Origin of the sequence: Microcoleus sp. MOSTC5 (assembly GCF_036701825.1) — a bacterium.
GTDB lineage: Bacteria > Cyanobacteriota > Cyanobacteriia > Cyanobacteriales > Microcoleaceae > Microcoleus > Microcoleus asticus.
Genome location: NZ_JAUBRK010000006.1, coordinates 160,004 through 179,683, shown reverse-complemented (window position 1 = coordinate 179,683; position 19,680 = coordinate 160,004). Strand labels below are relative to the sequence as shown.

Here is a 19,680-nt window from a genome sequence, read left to right as displayed (position 1 = left end):
ACCAAATGGCTAATTAGAGGTGGAAGAGCTTAGAGAGGAGATCCTCACCTTTACCAGAAAATCGCTAAGAGCAACCTTTGCATTAGGATTTGACGGCAAATGACTTGTAAAACTTGCTTCTTCTAATATATTGATTAGCCGATCGCGCTCTTGCTGATAAAATTCTATATCTGTATCTTCCAGCACAGATTTTTCCTCCCCAGCCAGCTTGCGATCGATCAAATCAGGAATATACGACAATTGGAATTTCTCGTTAAGTTTCACCAAATTCGCCTCGACTTCCCCGGTTTGCATCAAGTGAATTCCAGCCAGCAACACCCGGTAAACGTACAGCAGCGGCTTAACCCGACGCGGGCGTTCTTTCTCAAATAATTTCCATTGAGTTTGAGCAAAACCGAGATAGTGGTGGCTGTGGTGCTTGGTAATGCAGTCAGAGGCGAGATCCTTTAATTCCTCGTGTTCCTTTGTACTGTAAACTATGAGCGGCGAATACAGTTGTTCTAGCACGTAGCCGTTGCGCTTCAACAGCAACTCAAAAAATTTCTTAATGTCGTGAGTTACTAAATCTAGTTCCATTCCCTCCCGAACCTCAGAAACTTCGATTGTTTCTTCTCCTGAAATCAGTCCAATTACTTTAGGTAGCGGTAAGATGTGTACTCCCCGCAAGTCGAAGTCAGAATCTGCGGAAGGAAAGCCGTATAAGTGCGAACCGCTGACAGTCGCAAACAGCAGCGGATAAGGTTGAACGGAGATAATTTGGGCTAAATCGGAAATGTATTCTGTCATTTATTCGAGTCCGTGCAGGCGGGCTTTGTTTGTATAGAAGCGATTTCAAGATCCGATTTCGATCGCACCTCTACGCGCTTCAATCAAAAACAGATTCGCTTTCTCGTAATTAGGACGTTCTGGTAAGGAAGTTGCAGCAAAAGCGCGATCGAACTCACCGTGCAAACTCAACCGCCAGCGATTCACCTCTTCCCAGGATACTTCTTGGTTGCGGATAGATAAAAGTTGCGATCGATAATCCTGCACGCGAACGGGTACAAACCCCTCCTTGAGTACAGTAATTCCTGACAGCAACAAGCGAATTAAGTGCATCGCGTGCTTCCAACGAATTTCCCCGGTATTGCGGAGGTCTTGCTCCATTTTTTTAAATTGAGACAAAACGTAGCTATTGTAAGTTTGATAAACCAATTGAGAAAGAAAGATTTCCCGAATTTCCAGCAATTCTTGTGCTACAGGAGAAACAGTTTCTACTAAAGGCGTGTACAAACATTCTAGCACATTTGGATTAGCTTTTAGTGCTAAAACCAGAAACTTTTGGAGTTCCCAATAGCATTCCTGATTTTCCTTGTTTTCCAATTGTTCTGGAATTCCGTAAAGCGACCAATGAAGTATTGCCGGCGGCAGGTAAATCCCGCGTCTGTCTGTATCGGATTGCTCGTTATCAAGACCGTAAGCTCTCGAACCAACAATGCAGCGGTAAATTACAGAATCATAGAGGTTGTATTCTGCAAGAAAATCCCCTCCTGAGTGCAATCCTTCGCTCTGAAACTGCTTGCGGATACTGAGTTCGTGTCGCCGCAGACTAACTTGTGTTCCGTCTGGGAGTTTGACTAAATATGCGTGGGAATTGTCCGTAGGCGATTGAACGATGACGCCTACTAATCCCGGTTTCCAAGATTGGTCGCCTGCGGGGTTTTTGACCTCTATTTTGGTGACAATTTGGGTTCCTGCGGGGATGATTAAGTTGAAATTTTGGGAAACATTGGCATTTGCCATGAGCGAACCTCCTGCGGGGCACGAACTACAATGCTAGTGTAGCATATGTGTAGTACAAAAGGGAAGTTTTGGGCGATTCCCTTCGGGATAGCTTCGCTTCACGCGAATTTGGCCTTGTTGAAAATTGTCTAATTATCGAGGAGGAACACCGCCAGCAGCTTAAGGAAAAGGTATTGGAGATTGTCGAGACTCAGCCGACAATTGCAGCAATTCGCAATCGGGAAGCAGTGACGGACTTGCAACTGGTGGCGTTAGAACGTACAATGATGTGTATGAGAAACGGCAAAATATCCAAATAGTATTAACCTAGGTGTGAAAATGTTATCAGAACAAAAGTTTAAAGATTTAGTGGACACCACACACGCTAGTATAAGTTTCAACGATAATTATATAGAAGATATTGAATTTTTATATAACCATTATAGTATTTCCTATCCTACTTGTTTATCACTATCTGAAATAATAAATCATCTTGACGCTCAAATTAAAAGATATTTAGTCCCAGGAAAATCAAAAGCAATATATCTTGACAGATTAAGGGATCAAGTAATTATACGCTCTATTCTAGACGATCAGCCTTTACAGCCATATTTAAGGATTTTAAATAGAATTTTAGAGGTAATCAAGCTGGACGATCAAATTTTACCTTTAGAGTCTGAATCTGAAGAAGAGTGGCGTATAGCTATTCGTAATGTCAAGGATTACTATGCTATATGCGGAGAAAGTAATGGTTTAGATATTGAATATTGGAGACAACTGTTTCTAAGACAATTTTCGGTTGCTTCTTCAGCTAAGGTTTTGAGAAATTATGGTTATAAGTTAGAAGTGAAAGATGGCAAAATTTGTATTGAGGAATCAGAACAAGAAAAAATTGCACGATCTATTGAATGTGATATTCATTTAATGGGTGGGCTGGAAATTGCAAGACGTTTATTTTCTCTAATACAAAAATTGTACGATCCTGAACAAGAAAGATATCATTTAGTGCGTAGACTTAACCCGTATAATAATGAAAATACCCAACCTGAGATACCTATAGGTTATCTTTTTAATTTATGTGTAAAACACTTGGAAAAATCTCCGATTTTATCACCCAATCCAGAAGAAAATTGGGAACGGATGGTAGAATTAGCCACAATTTTTACATCTGTTTTTGAGGTTCAACCATATAACTCTTTCCAACTATACTTTAAAACCTTAGACAACTTATCAGAATTTTTGCAGGAAATCGCTGTATATGACAGTATATTTTGCTTAAATCAACTACGTCCCTCAGATGTTCCAAGAATTTTGAGAGGTTTATTTAGTTTAATTAATGTAGATGATATTAATAAAATTCAAGTACAGTTAGGATGGATTCCTGAACAAGCAATTTTAGTGGCTGAAGCAATACTTAACATAGATGTTGATAAATTATCTCTAATTATATTTACTACAGAACAAGTTAAAGATCAATTACCTGATTTAGATATTACAGTAATTGAAAAAATTTTAGATATTTATTGTCATTCTCATAATCAAGCTAATTCAGAATATAAAATACCCACTGACTTTAGAGATAAAAAGTACACTTTTTTCTTGAAGCCTTTGCTAAAACTAGATAGAGGTGAATATGTATTGATGGATCGATCTTGGTGTTCTCCAGCTTTTTATGAAGCTCTTGTAGATACATTAAACAAGATAAATATACCACATAATATTCACAACAACATGGGAGACTATCTTGAAAGATTTGTCAAAGAGCAATTACAAACTCTAAATATCAAGTATAGTTATGGCGATTATTCCGTAGATAGCCGTAAATATAAAACATCTAGGCAACAGGGAGAATGCGATATTATTATTGAGTCTGATGATACCATCATCTTTATCGAAATCAAAAAGAAACCATTAACAAATAATGCTAAAGGTGGATGTGATGCTGCTATATTTGCGGATTTGGCCGGTAGCCTTCTAGATTCTCAGATTCAACTTGGATGGCACGAAATTATAATACGCTCAGAAGGATATTTAGAACTTACACCGAACAATGAACCAAATAATAAATATAGATTAGAGCTGAATGGACGTTCTATTGAAAGAGTTACGCTTACTCTACTAGATTTTGGAGGATTTCAAGATCGCAATTTCTTGTCTCAGTTTCTACAACTAATGCTATCTACAAGTAGTATTGATGCAGATTCAGCAAACGCTAAGGAAGTTATTAATAGGTCAAAGATTAATAAAAAGCTTCCTATATTTTTACAACAACATGAACACCTTAAAAGCTTAAATCCAAGACAAGAACAGTTTCCATTCTATGACTGTTGGTTTCTTAGCCTTCCGCAATTTTTAATCCTAATAGATGATTTGAGTGAGAAAAAATCCATCAAAAAACTATTAGACACAACTAAGTATATATCTACAACTTCCCTTGATTTTTACTTTGAGTATGCTACTGCAAAGAAGCTACTTCACTAAATTAATAATAATAAATCAGTAAGCTAGACTTAGGTTAAATGAGTCAGAACTATTAAGAGAATAAATTTAGATGGGCAATACAGGATTTGAACCTGTGACCCCTTCCGTGTGAAGGAAGTGCGCTACCACTGTGCTAATTGCCCGCAGATAATTACCATACCATACTAACTCCAAATTCGCAACTAAAATTTTCCTAAAAATTCAGCAGCTTGTTTCCGAGTTAAACTCGACACAATGCCAAGAATACAGGCATTTGTCGAGTCTGGCATCAATCAACTACCCACCAACCCGCCGCTGGGCCGACGAATCGCACTACAATCCACCAAGCCACCAAAAGGCTAATCCCCATCCAGCTTCCGCGACTTGTCCACTTCACAAAATCTTCGCTTTGGGTTTTCGTGATTGGCAGCCAGGGAAGGATGCGTTCTTCTTTACCGTATTCGTCGCCGATCGACTCTTTGCGACGCTTAGATTCGCCCATAATCTTTGTCTGCTAAATTAGATTTCAACTGGATACCTAACCAAATTATACGCCAACAGGTCATCTCAAGCCTGCGTCAACCAAGTCGTATCCAAATAATCAATCCTCGCAAAAGGACTCAAAGCCGCTAAAACCTGCTGTCCGTAACTGCGGTGAATCACCCTGCTGTCGAAAATCGCCACCACCCCTTGACGTTCTCGCACCGGCGCGATCGCCCGCTGCAACTCATTGAGCGCCGCCGGCAGCAAATACAACCGAAACCAATCCCTGCGCTGCTCCTTATAATAAGCCACACGCGCCGTCACCAAAGGATTCTCCAAAGAAGGCAATGGCAAAGTTGCGATCGCCAGCAAGTGAGGCGCGCTCAATTCCCCCTGATGTTCCCGCCAAAACTCCCACCCAGTCACCAAAATCGCATTCTCGCCCACATCTGTTTTTTCTACCTGCACCCGAGAACCGAACTCAGCAGCCAAAATTGCTGCCAGTCTAGCCTTCAGCGGTACATCACCAACAATCAGCACCGTTAAACCCGCCACCGACGCGCTCATAAACAGCAAAGTCCGAATTTCTTCAATTAAAACTCCCTGAAATTCCGGCGTATTCGGCAGCGGCAGCCAGTTGGGAATGTACAGTTGAATTAATTCGCTTTGTCGATCGGGCGAAAACTTCACGCTCGTCAATTCTGGCAGTCCCAGCATTTGCCGGAAGATCGGAGCCTTCGGTTCCACATCCACCGCCCCCCCAATCAACACCACAGGCTGACAATCCCAAATTTTGCTCAAAACCTCAGCCACCTGAACCGGCGCGCAGAACAGAGAAAATGAGCCAGCCTCCCGATGAATTTGCGCCCACCGCAGTTTTCCGTTTGCTTCCCACCGCTGCCAAAAATTGCTCCAAGCAGCCGGAATCAGCGAATTCGGTTCGATCCTTTCAAACAGCCCCTTTAAAATATTTTGCTCTGCCGTTTCCAGCAAATAGCACTCCTCTGGTTTTGCCGGATGCTGAAAGAAAGCCCGCGTTAGCATTACCCGCCCTTGGAGGATTGCATCGGCTTCCAAAGGCTGAGATTGCATTAAATCGTTCCAGTCAGCCGGTTGCAAACACGCCGTCAATTGCTCGCGCGTCCAAACTTCCAAGTCATCCACACCGTCGATAATTGTCGGAATATTGCTCTGAAGTGGCGAATCCACAGCCAAGCGAGCCGCCAGCCAAGACTCGGGATCTGCTAGCATCAATCCTCGTCCAGTGGGATTATCGGAATAATTCTCGATCGACTTATCAGTTTCCAACCACTCTTGCAAACGCGGAATTTCCACCGCCTGCAGATGTTCCAGCAGCGGTTTCGGCGCGACTAAAATCACAGGCTCCGGCCACATCAAAATCGGCATCAAATAGCTGACTCGATACCGCTGTCGGTAAGCTCCAGCGGGAAGCCCCGTTTGGATCAGAGCGCTGCGCCCCAAGCGCAAAGCCCGCGCCACAAGTCGCGCCATCGTTAAATGATGCGGCCAGTGCGGCTCGGAGTTCGATCGCAGGAAGCGGAGCAGCGAGTTGTGGACTTCTACCTCAATCAATCGATTGTACTGTTAACATTCCTCACTCAACATAATCAAAACTTGCCAGAAAATCAACTACTTTTTGACCGAGAGGCACACTGAATATACTCTGCTGATGAGTTGCACCTCCTTTCCCAAAATTCCCGTGAGAATTCACCGTCAAGCTCTCCTCTCCCGAACTAATTAAAATAGTTTGTGTAGGTGACTCAAAAAACTTAGTTGTCCGATCGACGATTGGGATAGTAGAAAGCAAATATATCAATTTATTTAAATTATCCCTCGCTGCACTCAATGCTTTACACAACTGCACTATCCGTTTTTTATCCAAGTTTTGACTTTCAATAGTTTTGCCAATCGCCACAATATTGTCCTGAGTTCGTACAGCATCCTTAAAAGGAAGAATCGCTAAAAAAGCTGCTGCAAATAAATGCTCGTCGCTATCAAATCTAAAAGTAAGAATTGTCCGGCGGTAGCCCACTTCAATATTGGGAGGACAGCTCATCGCCGGGTAATGTTGAGCTATTTCCCTGTAAGCGGTTGCTAAAAAGATGTTGGCTGAGTGGTCTAAAAGTGCATCTACCACAATTCGCACTAACCCGGGCGTGCGATTTAAAAATTTTCTCGATTCTGAGGGCGAATTAAATTTTTGAATCTGAGTGCGATCGCCGGCGGAGCTGAGGTCAACCCACTGGCAAGTAATATCATCTGCGATGATACCAAACCTGGGAACCAAATACAGTTTTGCCCCTGTTAAATTTGCTCCTCTCAAATCAGCGCCCACCCAATCTGCATTAATCAAATTAGTTTCTGTCAAATCAGCGTGAACCAAACTAGCATTTGCTAAATTAGTATTTCTTAAATCTGCTCCGTTGAGGTTGGCTCCGCTGAATTTAGAATCGCTCAGATCTGCACCGTTAAGGTTAGCTCCGCTCAAATCCGCCCATTTGAGATTAGCTCCGCTCAAATCGGCACCGCACAGATTCACCTGCTGCAAAGAAGCTTGTCTCATATCGGCATTGCTCAAATTGACGCCGTTAAGTTCTGCTTTCGTCAAATCCGCCCCGTGCAAGTTAGCTCCTTGAAAGTTAGCTGAAGAAGCCGAAGCACCTCTGAGATTTGCACCGGAAAGATTAGCACCGCACAGGTTAGCTTGCGTCAATTTTACCTCTCTTAAATCTGCTTCAGTCAGGTTTGCGCCGGTGAAGTTAGTGTTGCTGAGTTCGCAGCGGACTAATTCGCTTCTAATCAGGGATGCTCCGATTAATTGAGCTGCACTTAAATCGGCTCTCACTAAGTTTGCTACGTTGAGACTAGCCCCGTTTAAGATTGCCCGCGAGAGATTGGTGCTGCTGAGTCTAGCCACATTCAGGTTAGCTTCGCTCAAGTTAGCTTCGCTCAAGTTAGCGCCGCTGATGTTGGTGACAAATAAGCTAGCCCGCGTTAAAATTGATTGGCTGAGGTTGATGCGGCTGAGATTAGCTTCATTCAGGTTGATTCCTGTGAAATCTCTGTCACCTTCTTTGTATCTTTTGACGATTGCAAATCGTTTGAGAAGTTCATCAGCTTCCATTTTTTTACCTGACTGAAAGGGCACTACGGTAACTTTTTTAGACCATGAATATAAATTCTCTCAAATTAATTTATAGTATTTAATCGCCTAGCTGATAAAAGCTTTTGACAAATTCAACGACTGTATTTAGCGGCGGGGTTGTGAATCTTTGGGCTTTAATTGCAGGGCTGATAGAGGTTTTGTTGACTTCCGGCAAATTGGTCAAGTTTCTGCCAAAGTCTGGGTGATAGTGAACCATCAAATTTTCGGCGCTGGAGTTAGACAGTACAGTTTGGGTAGGCGATTGGAAAAAATTAGACATAGGTTCGCGATCGAGGCGAACCGGCTGAATTTTCATTTCCCCTATTTTTCTGATTGTTTTGGTCAGGGCTACGTTTAATTGCACTACCATATTTGAGACTCTGACGCCCAGGTTATTACCACTTTGTTGGGGTTGAATCATCTTGATCAGAGTAATGAGATTTTTCTGCGTAAATGCCGCGTCGCTAAAGGGAATAATGGCAACGAATGCTGTGGGAAATAGTTGCTCGTCTTGGTCTATTCTAAATGAGATGATTGTGCGTCGGGAATTAACTTCTATGCTGGGAGGATTGCTCAAACCTGAGTATTGACGGGCAATCTGACGGTAGGTAGCCGCGAGGATAAAGTTAGCGTCAGGGTCTAGGGGTCGATCGACAATAATTTGAACTGTCGGGGGTGTAGCATTGAAAAACCTTTGAGATTCTTCTGGAGTAAACCGCTGAATGTGGCTGCGATCGCCGTTAGGACTGAGGTCAACCCAATCGCAGGTAATGTCATCTGCTTTCACACCAAACCTGGACACCGCGTAAATTTTTGCCCCCGTCAGAGCCGCCCCCGTCAAATCTGCGCCTACCCAATCAGCGTGAATCAAATTCGCTTGGGTCAAATCCGCGTGTACCAGAGTAGCGTTCAACAGGTTGACATTGCTCAAATTTGCCCCGTACAAGTTTGCCCCGCTCAATCTCGCTTCGTCGAGGTCAGCGCCGGTCAGGTTCGCCCCGCTGAGGTCGGCCCACCGGAGATTAGCGCCTCGCAAGTCAGCGCCGCTGAGGTTTGCCTGAGAAAGATTAGCTTGTCTGAGTTCGGCATTGCAGAGGTTGACTCCTCGCAAGTCTGCCCTACTGAGGTCGGCTCTGTGCAAGTTGGCCCGTTCCAAGTTGGCTGCTGTTAGGGAAGCGCCTCTGAGGTGAGCTCCGCTGAGGTCGGCTTGCTCTAGATTGGCTTCTCTGAGGGTTGCTTCTCTCAAATCTGCTTCGCTGAGGTTTGCACCGCTCAAGTTGGCACTGCTGAGGTCGGCTCGGATCAGTTCGGCTCTGATCATTGTAGCTTCGACGAGTTGGGCTTCGCGGAGGTCGGCTCGAATCAAGTTAGCCACGTTGAGGATAGCGCCGCTGAGGTTGGCTTTGTTGAGATTGGCACCGCTGAGTCTGGCAACATTGAGTTTGGCTTTTCTCATGTTGGCGTTTGATAGATTGGTGCCGCTCATGTTGGTGAGGCTCAAGATTGCCTCACTGAAATTAGCCCCGCTGAGATCGATCCTGCTGAGATTTGCCTCGCAAAGGAGGATGGCAGTAAAGTCTCTTTCTCCTGCTGCATATTTGGTGATTAGTTCTTCGGCATCCATGCTTTTCAATTTCCCTGATGTGTTAGCTAGAACAAAGCTTTGTTGTGCCAACCTTTAAACTAGAATAAGCATTTTTTGTAACTTGATGCAATATGCCTAAACATCTATATTGTGGAAGCCTTTTATAAAATCCAAAATGGTATTTATATTAGCTTGAGCCAATTTTGTGGTTTCGGCTAACTTGGCAGAGGTTGAGTTGTTCGGGTCGTATTTTTTAATCAAGCGCTTGCCGAAGGCTGGGTGGTGATATACGCTGAGTCTTTGGTCGCGGGAATTAATTAAGATCATCTGTGTTGGAATCTGAAAAAAATTGATGCTTTCGCCGATTTTTGGAAAAGAACTTGAAATTTTGATTTGGTCTACTTTGCTAATAGCTTGGTTGAGAGCTTTGCTGCATAATTGGACGTGTTTGGATTCTTTGACGTTAAGTTTGCCTGCATCGTGAGATTGAATCATTTTCATCAAAGCGATCAAGTTTTTTTGAGTTGTGGCGGCGTCGTTAAAAGGAATGATGGCAACGTAAGCGGTGGCAAATAATTTATCGTCGCTGTCCATTTTAAAGGCGAGTACGGTGCGCCTGGAGCTGACTTCGATCGTGGGCGGCTGACTTAAACTGGGGTATTGTTGGGCAATTTGGTAATAAGTTGCAGCCAGGGCAAAATGAGCGCCTTGATCTAAGGGCGAGTCAATCACAATCCGAACTGTGGGCAAGGTTTCGTGAAAAAATTCGTGGGTTCCTCCAGAGTTTAACCAGTAAATTTGGCTGTGGTCGCCGTTGGGGCTGAGATCCACCCACTTGCAGGTCATGCCTTCGGTTTTGATGCCGAGCCGCGAAACGGCGTGGAGTTTGGCTCCGGTTAAGGTGGCTCCGGTTAAGTCGGCTCCAATCCAGTCGGCGCGGATCAGATAGGCATTTGACAGGTCGGCGTGAACTAAACTGGCATTCAGCAAGTTGGCGTGGCAGAGGTCGGCTCGGCTGAGGTCGGCACCGCTCAATTTGGCTTCGCTGAGGTCGGCCCAGCGGAGATTGCAGCCGCTGAGGATGGCCCAGCGCAAATTGACGCCGCTGAGGTCGGCGCCGCTGAGTACGGCTTGAGTGAGGTTGGCTTGCCGCAGTTCTGTGCCTCGCAAGTCGGCGCCGCTGAGGTCGGCTCGGCTGAGGTCGGCGCCTTGCAGGTTGGCTTGTTCGAGGTTGGCTTCTGTCAAGCACGCGCCGCTGAGGTGAGCGCCTCGAAGGTTGGCTTGAGCGAGGTTGGCTCCTCGGAGGGTGGCTTCGGTGAGGGTGGCGCCGCTGAGGTTGGCTTCGCTGAGGTTGGCTCCGCTGAGCTCGGCTCGAATTAGCTCGGCTCTGATCAGTTTGGCTCTTGTGAGTGTGGCTTTTTTGAGGTCAACTCGCACTAGGTAGGCGACGTTGAGGTCGGCGTCGGTGAGGTCGGCGCCACCGAGATGGGCGCCGCTGAGTCTGGCGATGTTGAGTTTGGCACCGGTGAGATTGGCACCGGTGAGGTTGGCACCGCTCAGGTTTGCTACACTCAGATTCGCACCCTTGAGGTTGGCTCCGCTCAAGTTGACACCGCTGAGGTTGGCCTCAGTTAGGTTGATTCCGGCAAAGTTTCTTTCTCCGGCAGCATATTTTTTCAGGAGTTCCTCGACTGTCATGGGGGCGGCACCGTATCAAATATCCCCATTTTATTGCTATGAATATCGGTATTGTAGGACTGGGTTTAATTGGTGGCTCGATCGGGCTGGATTTGCGATCGCGCGGGTTTAATGTTTTTGGGGTTTCGAGCCGGCAGCAGACTTGCGATCGGGCGCAAGCTCGCGGTGTTGTCAATGAAGCCAGCATCAACCTGTCTCTGATGGCAGCAGCCGATGTGGTTTTTATTTGCACGCCGCTGGGGTCGATCGAGCAGATCGTCCGAGAGTTGGTGCCCTATCTTTCCCCTGATACTATTGTAACTGATGTCGGTTCCGTAAAAACACCCATAGTGCAGGCTGTGTCTTCTCTGTGGCCGAATTTTGTGGGGGGACACCCGATGGCGGGGAATACTGAAAGCGGGATTGAGGCGGCGGTAAAGGATTTGTTTGTGGGCCGGCCTTACGTGGTGACGCCGACTGCTCAAACGCCGGCGCTTGCGGTGGATAAGGTTGAGGAGATTGCACGATCGCTGGGTGCTAAAGTTTACCGATGTGAGCCGGAAGAGCACGATCGAGCTGTGGCTTGGATTTCTCACTTGCCGCTGATGGCGAGCGCGACGCTGGTTGCTGCCTGCGATCGAGAGGGCGATCGGGATATTGTTAATTTAGCCCAACATTTGGCGAGTTCGGGTTTTCGGGACACGAGCCGCGTTGGCGGCGGCAATCCCGAGCTGGGAGTGATGGTGGCAAAGTACAATCGAGAGGAATTGTTGCGATCGCTCTCTATTTACCGCGACAGTCTCGACGAGTTCATCAGCGATATCGAAGCCGAAAATTGGCAAGCTCTCGAACACAAGCTGAAGCTGACTCAACAAGCGAGACAAAATTACAACTTATAGGCCAAAAAATACTTAAAACCGTCCCCGTCTCGATTATGATTTGTGGACGCCTATATATTGAGTTTCAATGTACACTTATTCTCGACTCAAGAGATTTTTACTGGGTGAATCTCTCCCCACCAGCGCATCTATTCATGAACGGCTGAGCAACGCTACTGGACTAGCTGTTCTGGCTTCCGATGCACTTTCTTCTGTTGCCTACGCTACTCAAGAAACTCTGCTCGTGCTATTACTAGCGGGGAGTAGCAGTTTGAGTTTATCGCTGCCTATTTCTGGAATTATTATTTTACTGTTGGCGATCGTGGCGCTGTCTTACCGACAGACAATTAAAGCGTACCCCAACGGCGGTGGCGCTTACATTGTGGCGCGAGAAAATTTAGGTATTTATCCTGGTTTGATCGCGGCAGCTTCGCTGATGATTGATTATATCCTCACCGTCACAGTCAGTATTTCGGCTGGGGTGGCAGCCTTGACTTCAGCAGTTCCCTCGCTGCACCCCTACACAGTTGAACTGTGCTTATTTTTTATTGTCCTAATCATGTTTGCCAATCTCAGGGGATTGCGGGAATCTGGCAATGTATTTATGGTTCCCACCTATGCGTTTCTCGTTGGGATTTTTATTTTGATTGGCTGCGGTTTATTCCAACAAGCAACAGGTCAGGTTATGCCGACATTACAAAATATTCCAGCTAAGGAACCTTTGGGGTTATTTCTGCTCGCGCGCGCTTTTGCGGCGGGCTGTACAGCCCTGACTGGAGTTGAAGCCATATCAGACGGGGTGTTGGCTTTTAAGCCTCCTGAATGGAAGAATGCGCGCCTGACTTTGAGCTATATGGGGGGAATTCTGGGAGCGATGTTTTTGGGGATTAGTTACTTGGCTCATATTTATCAGGTGATTCCTACAGAACATGAAACGCTCCTTTCTGTATTGGGAAAACAGATTTTTGGTGTCGGTATATTTTATTACTATTTGCAGGCAGCAACTCTGTTAATTTTGCTGTTGGCGGCGAATACGAGTTATGCTGATTTTCCGCGACTTTGTTATTTTTTGGCGCGGGACGGGTACTTGCCCCGGCAGTTGTCGCTGTTGGGCGATCGACTGGTTTATTCTAATGGCATTAATCTGCTAAGCTTCTGCGCTGCTCTTTTAATTATCATCTTTCAAGGCAATACAAGTGCCGTGCTTCCCCTGTATGCGGTTGGAGTTTTCACTTCTTTTACTCTTTCCCAATCGGGAATGGTAATTCACTGGTTTAAGGAGCGAGGTAAAGGTTGGCAAGTTAGTGCTGTGATGAACGGTATTGGTGCAGTGGCAACAACGGGAGTTTTGGCTGTAATTCTCGCTACAAAATTCCTTTTGGGAGCTTGGGTTGTCGTAGTAACTATTCCGATCGTAGTCAGTCTATTTTTAGCTATTCACCGGCACTATCGTTATGTAGCGGCTCGCTTGAGCATTCAGGGAATAGAACCGAGGTCTTATCTTCGCAGACCTAGAGTTAAGACGGTGACACATCCGGCAGTGGTGTTAATCGGGCAGTTGCACCGAGGAACTTTCGAGGCCCTCGATTACGCTCGTTTAATTGCTGATGAAGTTGTGGCAGTTCACGTAGATATTGGTTTGACCGATCGAGAAAAATTACAAGCGGCTTGGCAAGATTTGCAGTCAGACATTCCTTTGGAAATTTTGGAATCGCCTTACCGTTCTGTTGGTTCGGCTTTGACGCACTTTTTGACTTTGTTTGAAGAGCAGCGACCGGGAGTATATTTAACGCTGATCATTCCGGCTTTTGTGACGCGAAATTGGTGGGAGGGACTGCTGCACAATCAAACTGCTTTCTTTTTGAAAGCGGCTTTGCGGGCTAAAAGAAGTCGGGTGGTGACGACGGTTAGGTATTTTCTTTAAGGGGGGATGGGCAACCGCGCGGGATTGCCCCTACTTCCTGCAATGAAGGCTGGAATGCTCGATGAGGCGCTGGCCCAAGAAACCCGGTTTCTTCGCAAAATCTTTGGTTTGGATGCGATTTATCTAGGCAGAAACCGGGTTTCTGACACCGCTTGGTAAATGATATATATTTATTAAAAATTCAATGAAAGGGTTGACATATCAAAAATGATATGTCATAAACTTAGTCATTAGACAAGTTGCCTTTCAACTTATCTTGAAAAAGATTGCGGCTGCTGAACCCAAGTCTTTTGTTCCCTAAAAAATCTCTTCAACTCTTGGGGGTTGCTATGCAATCCGCAACAGACTATTTATGCAGCAGCCAAAAAACTTGAACAGGCTTTTGCGAGCTTTGTCTCGGCAAGGTCTTGATGTTAGTTACGACAATAAAGTCTACTCAATTTGTCTCAATAGTTCTCTAAAAGAACAGTGGCAAGATGCCGATGCTCAAACAGCAGAAGTTTTGCTCCCAGAGGATTTTCCTGTGGAAGCAAAGGCGCTCAAACAGTTAGCAAATTTGGCGAATGTTCGACACCCTCAAGGCGGCTGCGTTTGCCGCGCTTGCGCTACTCCAGATTTCCATCCGGGGGATTCGGGGGTGGCGATCGGCTCTATTGTAGAAACAGCAGGAATGGTGATTCCGGCGGCTGTCGGTTCCGATATCAACTGCGGGATGCGGTTACACGTTGCGGATTTGTCGATCGAACAATTCCTCAGTCAGCGCGATCGATTTGTAGAATTGCTCAAAGGCGATTATTTCTTCGGTACTCGCGATGTCAGCATGACTGCAAAAACTGCTGGCGCGATGTTCCAACACGGGATTCCCGGATGGCTGGATGTTTTGCGGGACAAGCCAACCGGCAGCGCGGCTAATTCGGATTTCGAGCAGTTGGCGTCAGAGTGCGATCGCACTTTCCTCGGCGGTTCCATGAATGGCGGTGTCAAATGGGCTCCCGAAGAATTAGTCCCAAACGACGGCTTAGTCAGGGATGGCGGCTTAGGTACTATCGGCGGCGGCAATCACTTTGTGGAAATTCAAGTGGTTGAGGAAGTTATCGATCGAGCTACGGCTTATACTTGGGGTGTGCGATCGGGACAAATCGCTTTCATGGTTCACTCGGGTTCGCGGAATGTCGGCAAATACATCGGCGGAATGTGGCGCGATCGAGCTTGCGAAGCCTGGCCGAAAACTCTGAAACATCCTGAATCCCGGCTTTTTCCGCTGTCTGTGGCAGCAAATCCCGAACTTGTAAGCAGCTACCTGCAAGCGGAAGCAACAGCCGCTAACTACGGTTTTATCAACCGTTTGCTGCTAGCAGAATTTCTGCGGTTGCGTTTGCGGCAAGTTTTCGGCGATGTCGAAGCTCCCTTAGTATACGATGTGCCTCACAATATCACCTTAGCTGAAGGTGCCGGCTGGGTAACGCGCAAAGGCGCTTGTCCCGCACATTCCGGTCAGCCTGTAATTGTACCGGGTTCGATGGGCGCGCCGTCTTATTTGCTGGTTGGGAAGGGGAACGATCGATTTTTGCGATCGGCTTCTCACGGTGCAGGAAGGGCGCGATCGCGCTTCGATATGAGCCGCGAAGGTGTTGACAAAACTGATTCCGCTTTGGGATTAACCGGCGTAGATTGCATTACCTGGCGCGAAGAACGCAGAATCGAAGAAGCACCGGCAGCTTACAAGCCAATTCAACCAGTAATTGACGTTCAGGTTGAGGCGCAAATAGTTGGTGTAGTCGCTAAAATGAAGCCAGTGTTAACGTTTAAAGCCTAGGAACGGGGTTTTTGAGAATTAAAAATTAAACAAGGGTAAGGTGCGCGCGGATCACCCTACTAATTTTTAATTCTCTGCCCTATTTCTGATGCCCCATGCCCTATGAATGATTTTCAAGCATCACCAAATCCATCAAAACCTGTCCATCCCCTAAAGCGGCTGCTGAAGTACGGCCGCCGCTACCGCCTGAAAGCTTGGCTGGCAAGTATCTGTTCGCTGCTGAATAAATTCTTCGATTTAGCGCCGCCAGCATTAATCGGTATTGCCGTTGATGTAGTGGTGAAACAGCAAGATTCTATCCTCGCTCAGTGGGGCATCAAAGATGTCTTTTGGCAACTGGCAATTATCACTCTTTTGAGCGCGATTGTTTGGACTTTGGAATCTGTTTTTGAATATGCCTATGATTATTTGTGGCGCAATTTAGCTCAGGATATCGAACACGATTTGCGTCTGGAAGCTTACAGCCATTTGCAGGAATTAGAATTAGCTTATTTTGAAGAACGCAGCACGGGCGGTTTGATTTCTATTCTCAACGATGATATCAATCAACTCGAACGTTTTTTGGACGACGGCGCTAATGAGGTGATTCAGGTAATGACAACGGTTGTTGTGATTGGCGCGGCTTTTTTTGCTGCATCTCCTGGCGTTGCTGGGCTGTCAATGCTGCCGATCCCTTTTATTATTTGGGGTTCGATCGCCTTTCAAGATCGCCTCGCTCCTCTCTATGCTGATGTTCGGGAAAAGGTGAGTTTTCTGAACGGGCAACTGTCGAATAATTTGATGGGAATTACTACTATTAAAAGTTTTACTTCCGAAGATTATGAAATTCAGCGCATCGAAACACAAAGCCAAGCTTACCGCCAAAGCAACCGACGGGCGATCGCACTTTCGGCTGCTTTTATTCCGCTGATTCGGGTGGTAATTTTCTTGGGCTTTATTGCAACGCTATTTCTGGGCGGTTTGGAGGTTGTGGCGGGCCGGTTGTCTGTGGGAACTTACAGCGTTTTGGTGTTTTTGACCCAGCGGTTGCTGTGGCCGCTGACTCGCCTGGGAGATACTCTGGATCAATACCAGCGCGCAATGGCTTCTACTAATCGGGTGATGAATTTGTTGGATACTCCGATCGCAATTCACACGGGTGATATTCGGCGGCCTGTTAGTTCGATTAAGGGTGAGTTGGAATTTAAAAATGTTACTTTTTCTTACAATCAAAGAAAGCCGATTTTGCAGTATTTTTCTCTGACTCTGCCGGCCGGAAAAACTACTGCGATTGTTGGCGCTACTGGTTCGGGAAAAAGTACGCTGGTGAAACTAATCTTGAGGCTGTACGAGGTACAGTACGGCAATATTTATCTCGACGGTATAGAATTAAATAACCTGAATTTAAAAGATTTGCGCAGAGCGATCGGATTGGTGAGTCAAGATGTGTTTTTGTTTCACGGTACGGTGGCAGAAAATATTGCTTACGGCAGTTTTGAGGCAAGCAATCGAGAGATAGTAAATGCTGCTAAAATTGCGGAGGCTCACGAGTTTATTTCGCAATTGCCCGACGGTTACAACACTATTGTAGGGGAACGCGGTCAAAAATTGTCGGGGGGGCAGCGGCAGCGAATAGCAATTGCACGGGCTGTTTTAAAGAATCCGCCGATTTTGATCCTTGACGAAGCTACTTCAGCGGTGGATAACGAGACTGAGGCGGCAATTCAGCGATCGCTCGAACGAATTACCAAAAATCGCACTACAATTGCGATCGCCCACCGTCTTTCTACTGTCCGCAATGCCGATTGCATTTGTGTCATGGAAGAGGGGCTAGTGGTAGAGTCGGGGCAGCACGAACAACTTATCGAACAGGACGGAGTTTATGCGGCGCTCTGGCGCGTGCAATCTGGTATAAGATAGAAACGCAGCGGTTTTGGGTAATTGGGAATTGGTAATTGGTAATTGCTAATATCATGTCTGGTAGCATCATAACTATATCAGTGGGGCGGGTTTATGAGATCATTAGTTTGACAGGTAGATTGTTGGTAAAACCCGCTCTTACGAGATCGAAAATTATCCGATCGCGAATCAACCAGACATGATATAATTGGTAATTTTAATTCTAACTAATGACAACTGCCAACTGACAACTGACAACTGACTGTAAAATATTAGTTTATACAAACAAGAAGAGAAAATGTTTCTATTTGATAGCCCTGAGTCCAAACCCAACGAAAATAGCTGGAGCCGGAAATTAGATAAATTTGTGAAAGCTAATCAACATGAATTGGCTGCTTTGGCTTGGGGGCTATTTCTGGAAAGGGGAGAGGAAAGCGAGGAGATTTTAGCAATTGATATTGCAGAAACTGCGCGTTTTGTGTATTGTAAGAAAGAGGCGGTTGAGGAGTTGAACCGTCAAGTGAGAAGTCATATTCAGGAAGTTGTAGGTGTGTTGAACGCTCACAAGCCTGAGAAGGAAGTGGCGATTTTGGCGATCGGTGAAGGTCAAATTAAGTTGATTCTTTTTGAACCTAAGCCTGAACCTCCTGTTTGTTTTGAGGAAGCCGCGACCGATGTGGATACATTGTTAGCTAAGCTGGAACAGCAGATGGTTGAATGTATGAAATGATAAGATTACTCGGATCTTGAAATCGCGTCTACACAAACGAAGTCCGAGCAGAGGGGGACTAAGAAATGAAACGAGTATTTAAGCCTCATTTAGTATCAGTTTTCCGAGGGCTTGGATGACGCTGGAACGGACTTCTGGCGAGGTGTCTTTGAAGGCTTTAACTAATATGGGCGCGATGGCGACATCTCCTATTTTTCCCAGTGCTTCTGCTGCTTTCGCCCTGACAGCGGGTCGGGCATCCTCTAGGGCGGTGCACAAGGTGTCTAGCACCATCTGATAGTATGCGGGATTTTGAATCATGCTCTGAGCCTCCGGTTTGCATAGAGCTTACTGCTGTTTTATTTTACATCTTGCATCTCTGTCAGGAACAGGCATCTTGCCTGTTCCACAAAGAGTAAATTTTCTTCTGGGGTGGGCGTCTCGCGCACCCTGAAAGCCTTATTAAAAATGTTGCAATATTTCAGCAAACTTTTGGGTTGGCTGGCTATTTCACGTCTTCGGATACGCCTTCGATGAAGGCAACAAGTCCTTTGCCCCAGGGGTTTGATTCGGCGAAGTGTTCGCCAACTTTCACGGCTGCTTTTTTGCCACCGTTGTAAAGCCGTTTGAGGCTGATTAGGTTTTGCCACTCGATAGGTTTTTGCTCTTTGATTTCCTTAAATTCTGCATCAATAATATTGAGTGCCTGTTGTTCGTCTTGCACATAGGTATACTTTTTTTCCAATGCCTGAATTATTTGCACCACTGCATTCAGTGCAGCTTCAGGGGAGGATTGCTGGGCGGCTTCGATTTTTTGAATAACCTTGGGATTGCTGTTTTCAGCGGCATAGTTAACGCCGATGGTGGGATTTGGTTGGTTAAAGATGGGTGATTGGTTTGACATCACGGTGACTTCCTTGACAGATTGTATGTTGTATACGCTAGCAGAAACATTCGCCGGATGCCTGCCACTTTCCGGGAGTAGGGACAAGTGACGTATCGGGTAGTGGTAGTATTTGCAGGCGGCTTGGATGGCGAGGATGAGGAAGTGAACTCTTTCGCCGGATTCGGAGGGGATTAAGGTAAGGAGGTGGGGGAGATGGGGGGCGACTTTCTCTGCGTGCTGCTTAGCGATTTCGCCTAAGGCATCTGCCGCGCGAAATGGCACAGAATAGTCTGAATGTTCAACCAGTTTAAGTAATCCCGGAATCGCCCGATAGTCAGCGATTTTGCCTAAGGCATCTGCCGCGCTACTACGCACATAAGAGTCTGAATGTTCAACCAGTTTAAGTAATCCCGGAATCGCCCGATAGTCAGCGATTTTGCCTAAGGCATCTGCCGCG

17 protein-coding genes and 1 tRNA gene are annotated in these 19,680 nt (G+C 46.0%); 8 read left to right on the top strand and 10 right to left on the bottom strand.

Annotated features, from left to right (window positions below):
* Positions 1-9: 9 nt before the first annotated feature.
* Together QUA54_RS04690 and QUA54_RS04685 are read right to left on the bottom strand one after the other, a co-directional pair.
* On the bottom strand, positions 10-786 hold the full coding sequence (locus QUA54_RS04690) for a nucleotidyltransferase domain-containing protein (protein WP_333413575.1): 777 nt from the start codon (positions 784-786) through the stop codon (positions 10-12).
* A gap of 45 nt (positions 787-831) precedes the next feature.
* Positions 832-1,782: a DNA polymerase beta superfamily protein gene (locus tag QUA54_RS04685; RefSeq protein ID WP_333413574.1), complete on the bottom strand. Its 951-nt coding sequence runs from the start codon at positions 1,780-1,782 to the stop codon at positions 832-834.
* Positions 1,783-1,850: 68 nt separating this feature from the next.
* Between QUA54_RS04685 and QUA54_RS04680 the strand changes: the two genes are divergently transcribed.
* Both QUA54_RS04680 and QUA54_RS04675 read left to right on the top strand, forming a co-directional pair.
* Positions 1,851-2,081 (top strand): hypothetical protein, encoded by a 231-nt coding sequence (locus QUA54_RS04680; protein ID WP_333413573.1) that lies wholly within the window; start codon positions 1,851-1,853, stop codon positions 2,079-2,081.
* A 19-nt stretch (positions 2,082-2,100) separates the two neighbouring features.
* Positions 2,101-4,242, top strand: coding sequence for a hypothetical protein (locus tag QUA54_RS04675; RefSeq protein ID WP_333413572.1), 2,142 nt, complete (start codon positions 2,101-2,103; stop codon positions 4,240-4,242).
* Positions 4,243-4,313: 71 nt separating this feature from the next.
* Here QUA54_RS04675 and QUA54_RS04670 read toward each other — a convergent pair.
* From QUA54_RS04670 to QUA54_RS04645, 6 genes are all read right to left on the bottom strand, one after another.
* Positions 4,314-4,385, bottom strand: a tRNA-Val gene (locus tag QUA54_RS04670).
* A 125-nt stretch (positions 4,386-4,510) separates the two neighbouring features.
* Complete coding sequence (locus QUA54_RS04665) at positions 4,511-4,723, bottom strand: DUF2839 domain-containing protein (RefSeq protein WP_333413571.1); 213 nt, start codon at positions 4,721-4,723, stop codon at positions 4,511-4,513.
* A 65-nt stretch (positions 4,724-4,788) separates the two neighbouring features.
* Positions 4,789-6,297 carry a helicase C-terminal domain-containing protein gene (locus QUA54_RS04660; protein ID WP_333413570.1) on the bottom strand — a complete coding sequence of 503 codons (1,509 nt, stop codon included), beginning with the start codon at positions 6,295-6,297 and terminating at the stop codon, positions 4,789-4,791.
* Positions 6,298-6,319: 22 nt separating this feature from the next.
* Positions 6,320-7,849 carry a pentapeptide repeat-containing protein gene (locus tag QUA54_RS04655; RefSeq protein WP_333413569.1) on the bottom strand — a complete coding sequence of 510 codons (1,530 nt, stop codon included), beginning with the start codon at positions 7,847-7,849 and terminating at the stop codon, positions 6,320-6,322.
* Positions 7,850-7,928: 79 nt separating this feature from the next.
* Positions 7,929-9,494 (bottom strand): pentapeptide repeat-containing protein, encoded by a 1,566-nt coding sequence (locus QUA54_RS04650; RefSeq protein ID WP_333413568.1) that lies wholly within the window; start codon positions 9,492-9,494, stop codon positions 7,929-7,931.
* A 96-nt stretch (positions 9,495-9,590) separates the two neighbouring features.
* The gene (locus tag QUA54_RS04645; protein ID WP_333413567.1) at positions 9,591-11,153 is read right to left on the bottom strand and encodes a pentapeptide repeat-containing protein; all 1,563 of its coding nucleotides are present in this window, start codon (positions 11,151-11,153) and stop codon (positions 9,591-9,593) included.
* Positions 11,154-11,191: 38 nt separating this feature from the next.
* Here QUA54_RS04645 and QUA54_RS04640 point away from each other — a divergent pair, with 38 nt between their 5' ends.
* From QUA54_RS04640 to ccmS, 6 genes are all read left to right on the top strand, one after another.
* A complete protein-coding gene (locus QUA54_RS04640) occupies positions 11,192-12,031 on the top strand; it encodes a prephenate/arogenate dehydrogenase (RefSeq protein ID WP_333413566.1) in 840 nt (279 codons plus the stop codon).
* Between the two features lie 67 nt (positions 12,032-12,098).
* Entirely contained in the window at positions 12,099-13,934 is a 1,836-nt protein-coding gene (locus QUA54_RS04635) for an APC family permease (RefSeq protein WP_333413565.1), read from the top strand.
* A 6-nt stretch (positions 13,935-13,940) separates the two neighbouring features.
* A complete protein-coding gene (locus QUA54_RS04630) occupies positions 13,941-14,093 on the top strand; it encodes a hypothetical protein (RefSeq protein WP_333413564.1) in 153 nt (50 codons plus the stop codon).
* Between the two features lie 193 nt (positions 14,094-14,286).
* Positions 14,287-15,750 carry an RtcB family protein gene (locus QUA54_RS04625; protein WP_333413563.1) on the top strand — a complete coding sequence of 488 codons (1,464 nt, stop codon included), beginning with the start codon at positions 14,287-14,289 and terminating at the stop codon, positions 15,748-15,750.
* A gap of 102 nt (positions 15,751-15,852) precedes the next feature.
* Positions 15,853-17,649, top strand: a complete 1,797-nt coding sequence (locus QUA54_RS04620) for an ABC transporter ATP-binding protein (protein ID WP_333186695.1) — start codon at positions 15,853-15,855, stop codon at positions 17,647-17,649.
* Between the two features lie 277 nt (positions 17,650-17,926).
* Positions 17,927-18,358, top strand: a complete 432-nt coding sequence (ccmS, locus tag QUA54_RS04615; RefSeq protein ID WP_172188674.1) for a beta-carboxysome assembly chaperone CcmS — start codon at positions 17,927-17,929, stop codon at positions 18,356-18,358.
* Positions 18,359-18,436: 78 nt separating this feature from the next.
* On the opposite strand, the gene QUA54_RS04610 is transcribed toward ccmS, so the two are convergent.
* Both QUA54_RS04610 and QUA54_RS04605 read right to left on the bottom strand, forming a co-directional pair.
* Complete coding sequence (locus QUA54_RS04610; protein ID WP_333186690.1) at positions 18,437-18,658, bottom strand: HEAT repeat domain-containing protein; 222 nt, start codon at positions 18,656-18,658, stop codon at positions 18,437-18,439.
* A 184-nt stretch (positions 18,659-18,842) separates the two neighbouring features.
* Positions 18,843-19,680: HEAT repeat domain-containing protein (locus tag QUA54_RS04605; RefSeq protein ID WP_333413562.1), on the bottom strand; the 838-nt coding region annotated here is incomplete at its 5' end.

Excerpts from the sequence above, each read along its gene's own strand:
- QUA54_RS04690 (WP_333413575.1), bottom strand. The coding sequence starts at position 786 with ATGACAGAATACATTTCCGATTTAGCCCAAATTATCTCCGTTCAACCT.
- QUA54_RS04685 (WP_333413574.1), bottom strand. The coding sequence starts at position 1,782 with ATGGCAAATGCCAATGTTTCCCAAAATTTCAACTTAATCATCCCCGCA.
- QUA54_RS04675 (WP_333413572.1), top strand. The coding sequence starts at position 2,101 with ATGTTATCAGAACAAAAGTTTAAAGATTTAGTGGACACCACACACGCT.
- QUA54_RS04665 (WP_333413571.1), bottom strand. The coding sequence starts at position 4,723 with ATGGGCGAATCTAAGCGTCGCAAAGAGTCGATCGGCGACGAATACGGT.
- QUA54_RS04655 (WP_333413569.1), bottom strand. The coding sequence starts at position 7,849 with ATGGAAGCTGATGAACTTCTCAAACGATTTGCAATCGTCAAAAGATAC.
- QUA54_RS04650 (WP_333413568.1), bottom strand. The coding sequence starts at position 9,494 with ATGGATGCCGAAGAACTAATCACCAAATATGCAGCAGGAGAAAGAGAC.
- QUA54_RS04645 (WP_333413567.1), bottom strand. The coding sequence starts at position 11,153 with ATGACAGTCGAGGAACTCCTGAAAAAATATGCTGCCGGAGAAAGAAAC.
- QUA54_RS04640 (WP_333413566.1), top strand. The coding sequence starts at position 11,192 with ATGAATATCGGTATTGTAGGACTGGGTTTAATTGGTGGCTCGATCGGG.
- QUA54_RS04635 (WP_333413565.1), top strand. The coding sequence starts at position 12,099 with ATGTACACTTATTCTCGACTCAAGAGATTTTTACTGGGTGAATCTCTC.
- QUA54_RS04630 (WP_333413564.1), top strand. The coding sequence starts at position 13,941 with ATGGGCAACCGCGCGGGATTGCCCCTACTTCCTGCAATGAAGGCTGGA.
- QUA54_RS04625 (WP_333413563.1), top strand. The coding sequence starts at position 14,287 with ATGCAGCAGCCAAAAAACTTGAACAGGCTTTTGCGAGCTTTGTCTCGG.
- QUA54_RS04620 (WP_333186695.1), top strand. The coding sequence starts at position 15,853 with ATGAATGATTTTCAAGCATCACCAAATCCATCAAAACCTGTCCATCCC.
- ccmS (WP_172188674.1), top strand. The coding sequence starts at position 17,927 with ATGTTTCTATTTGATAGCCCTGAGTCCAAACCCAACGAAAATAGCTGG.
- QUA54_RS04610 (WP_333186690.1), bottom strand. The coding sequence starts at position 18,658 with ATGATTCAAAATCCCGCATACTATCAGATGGTGCTAGACACCTTGTGC.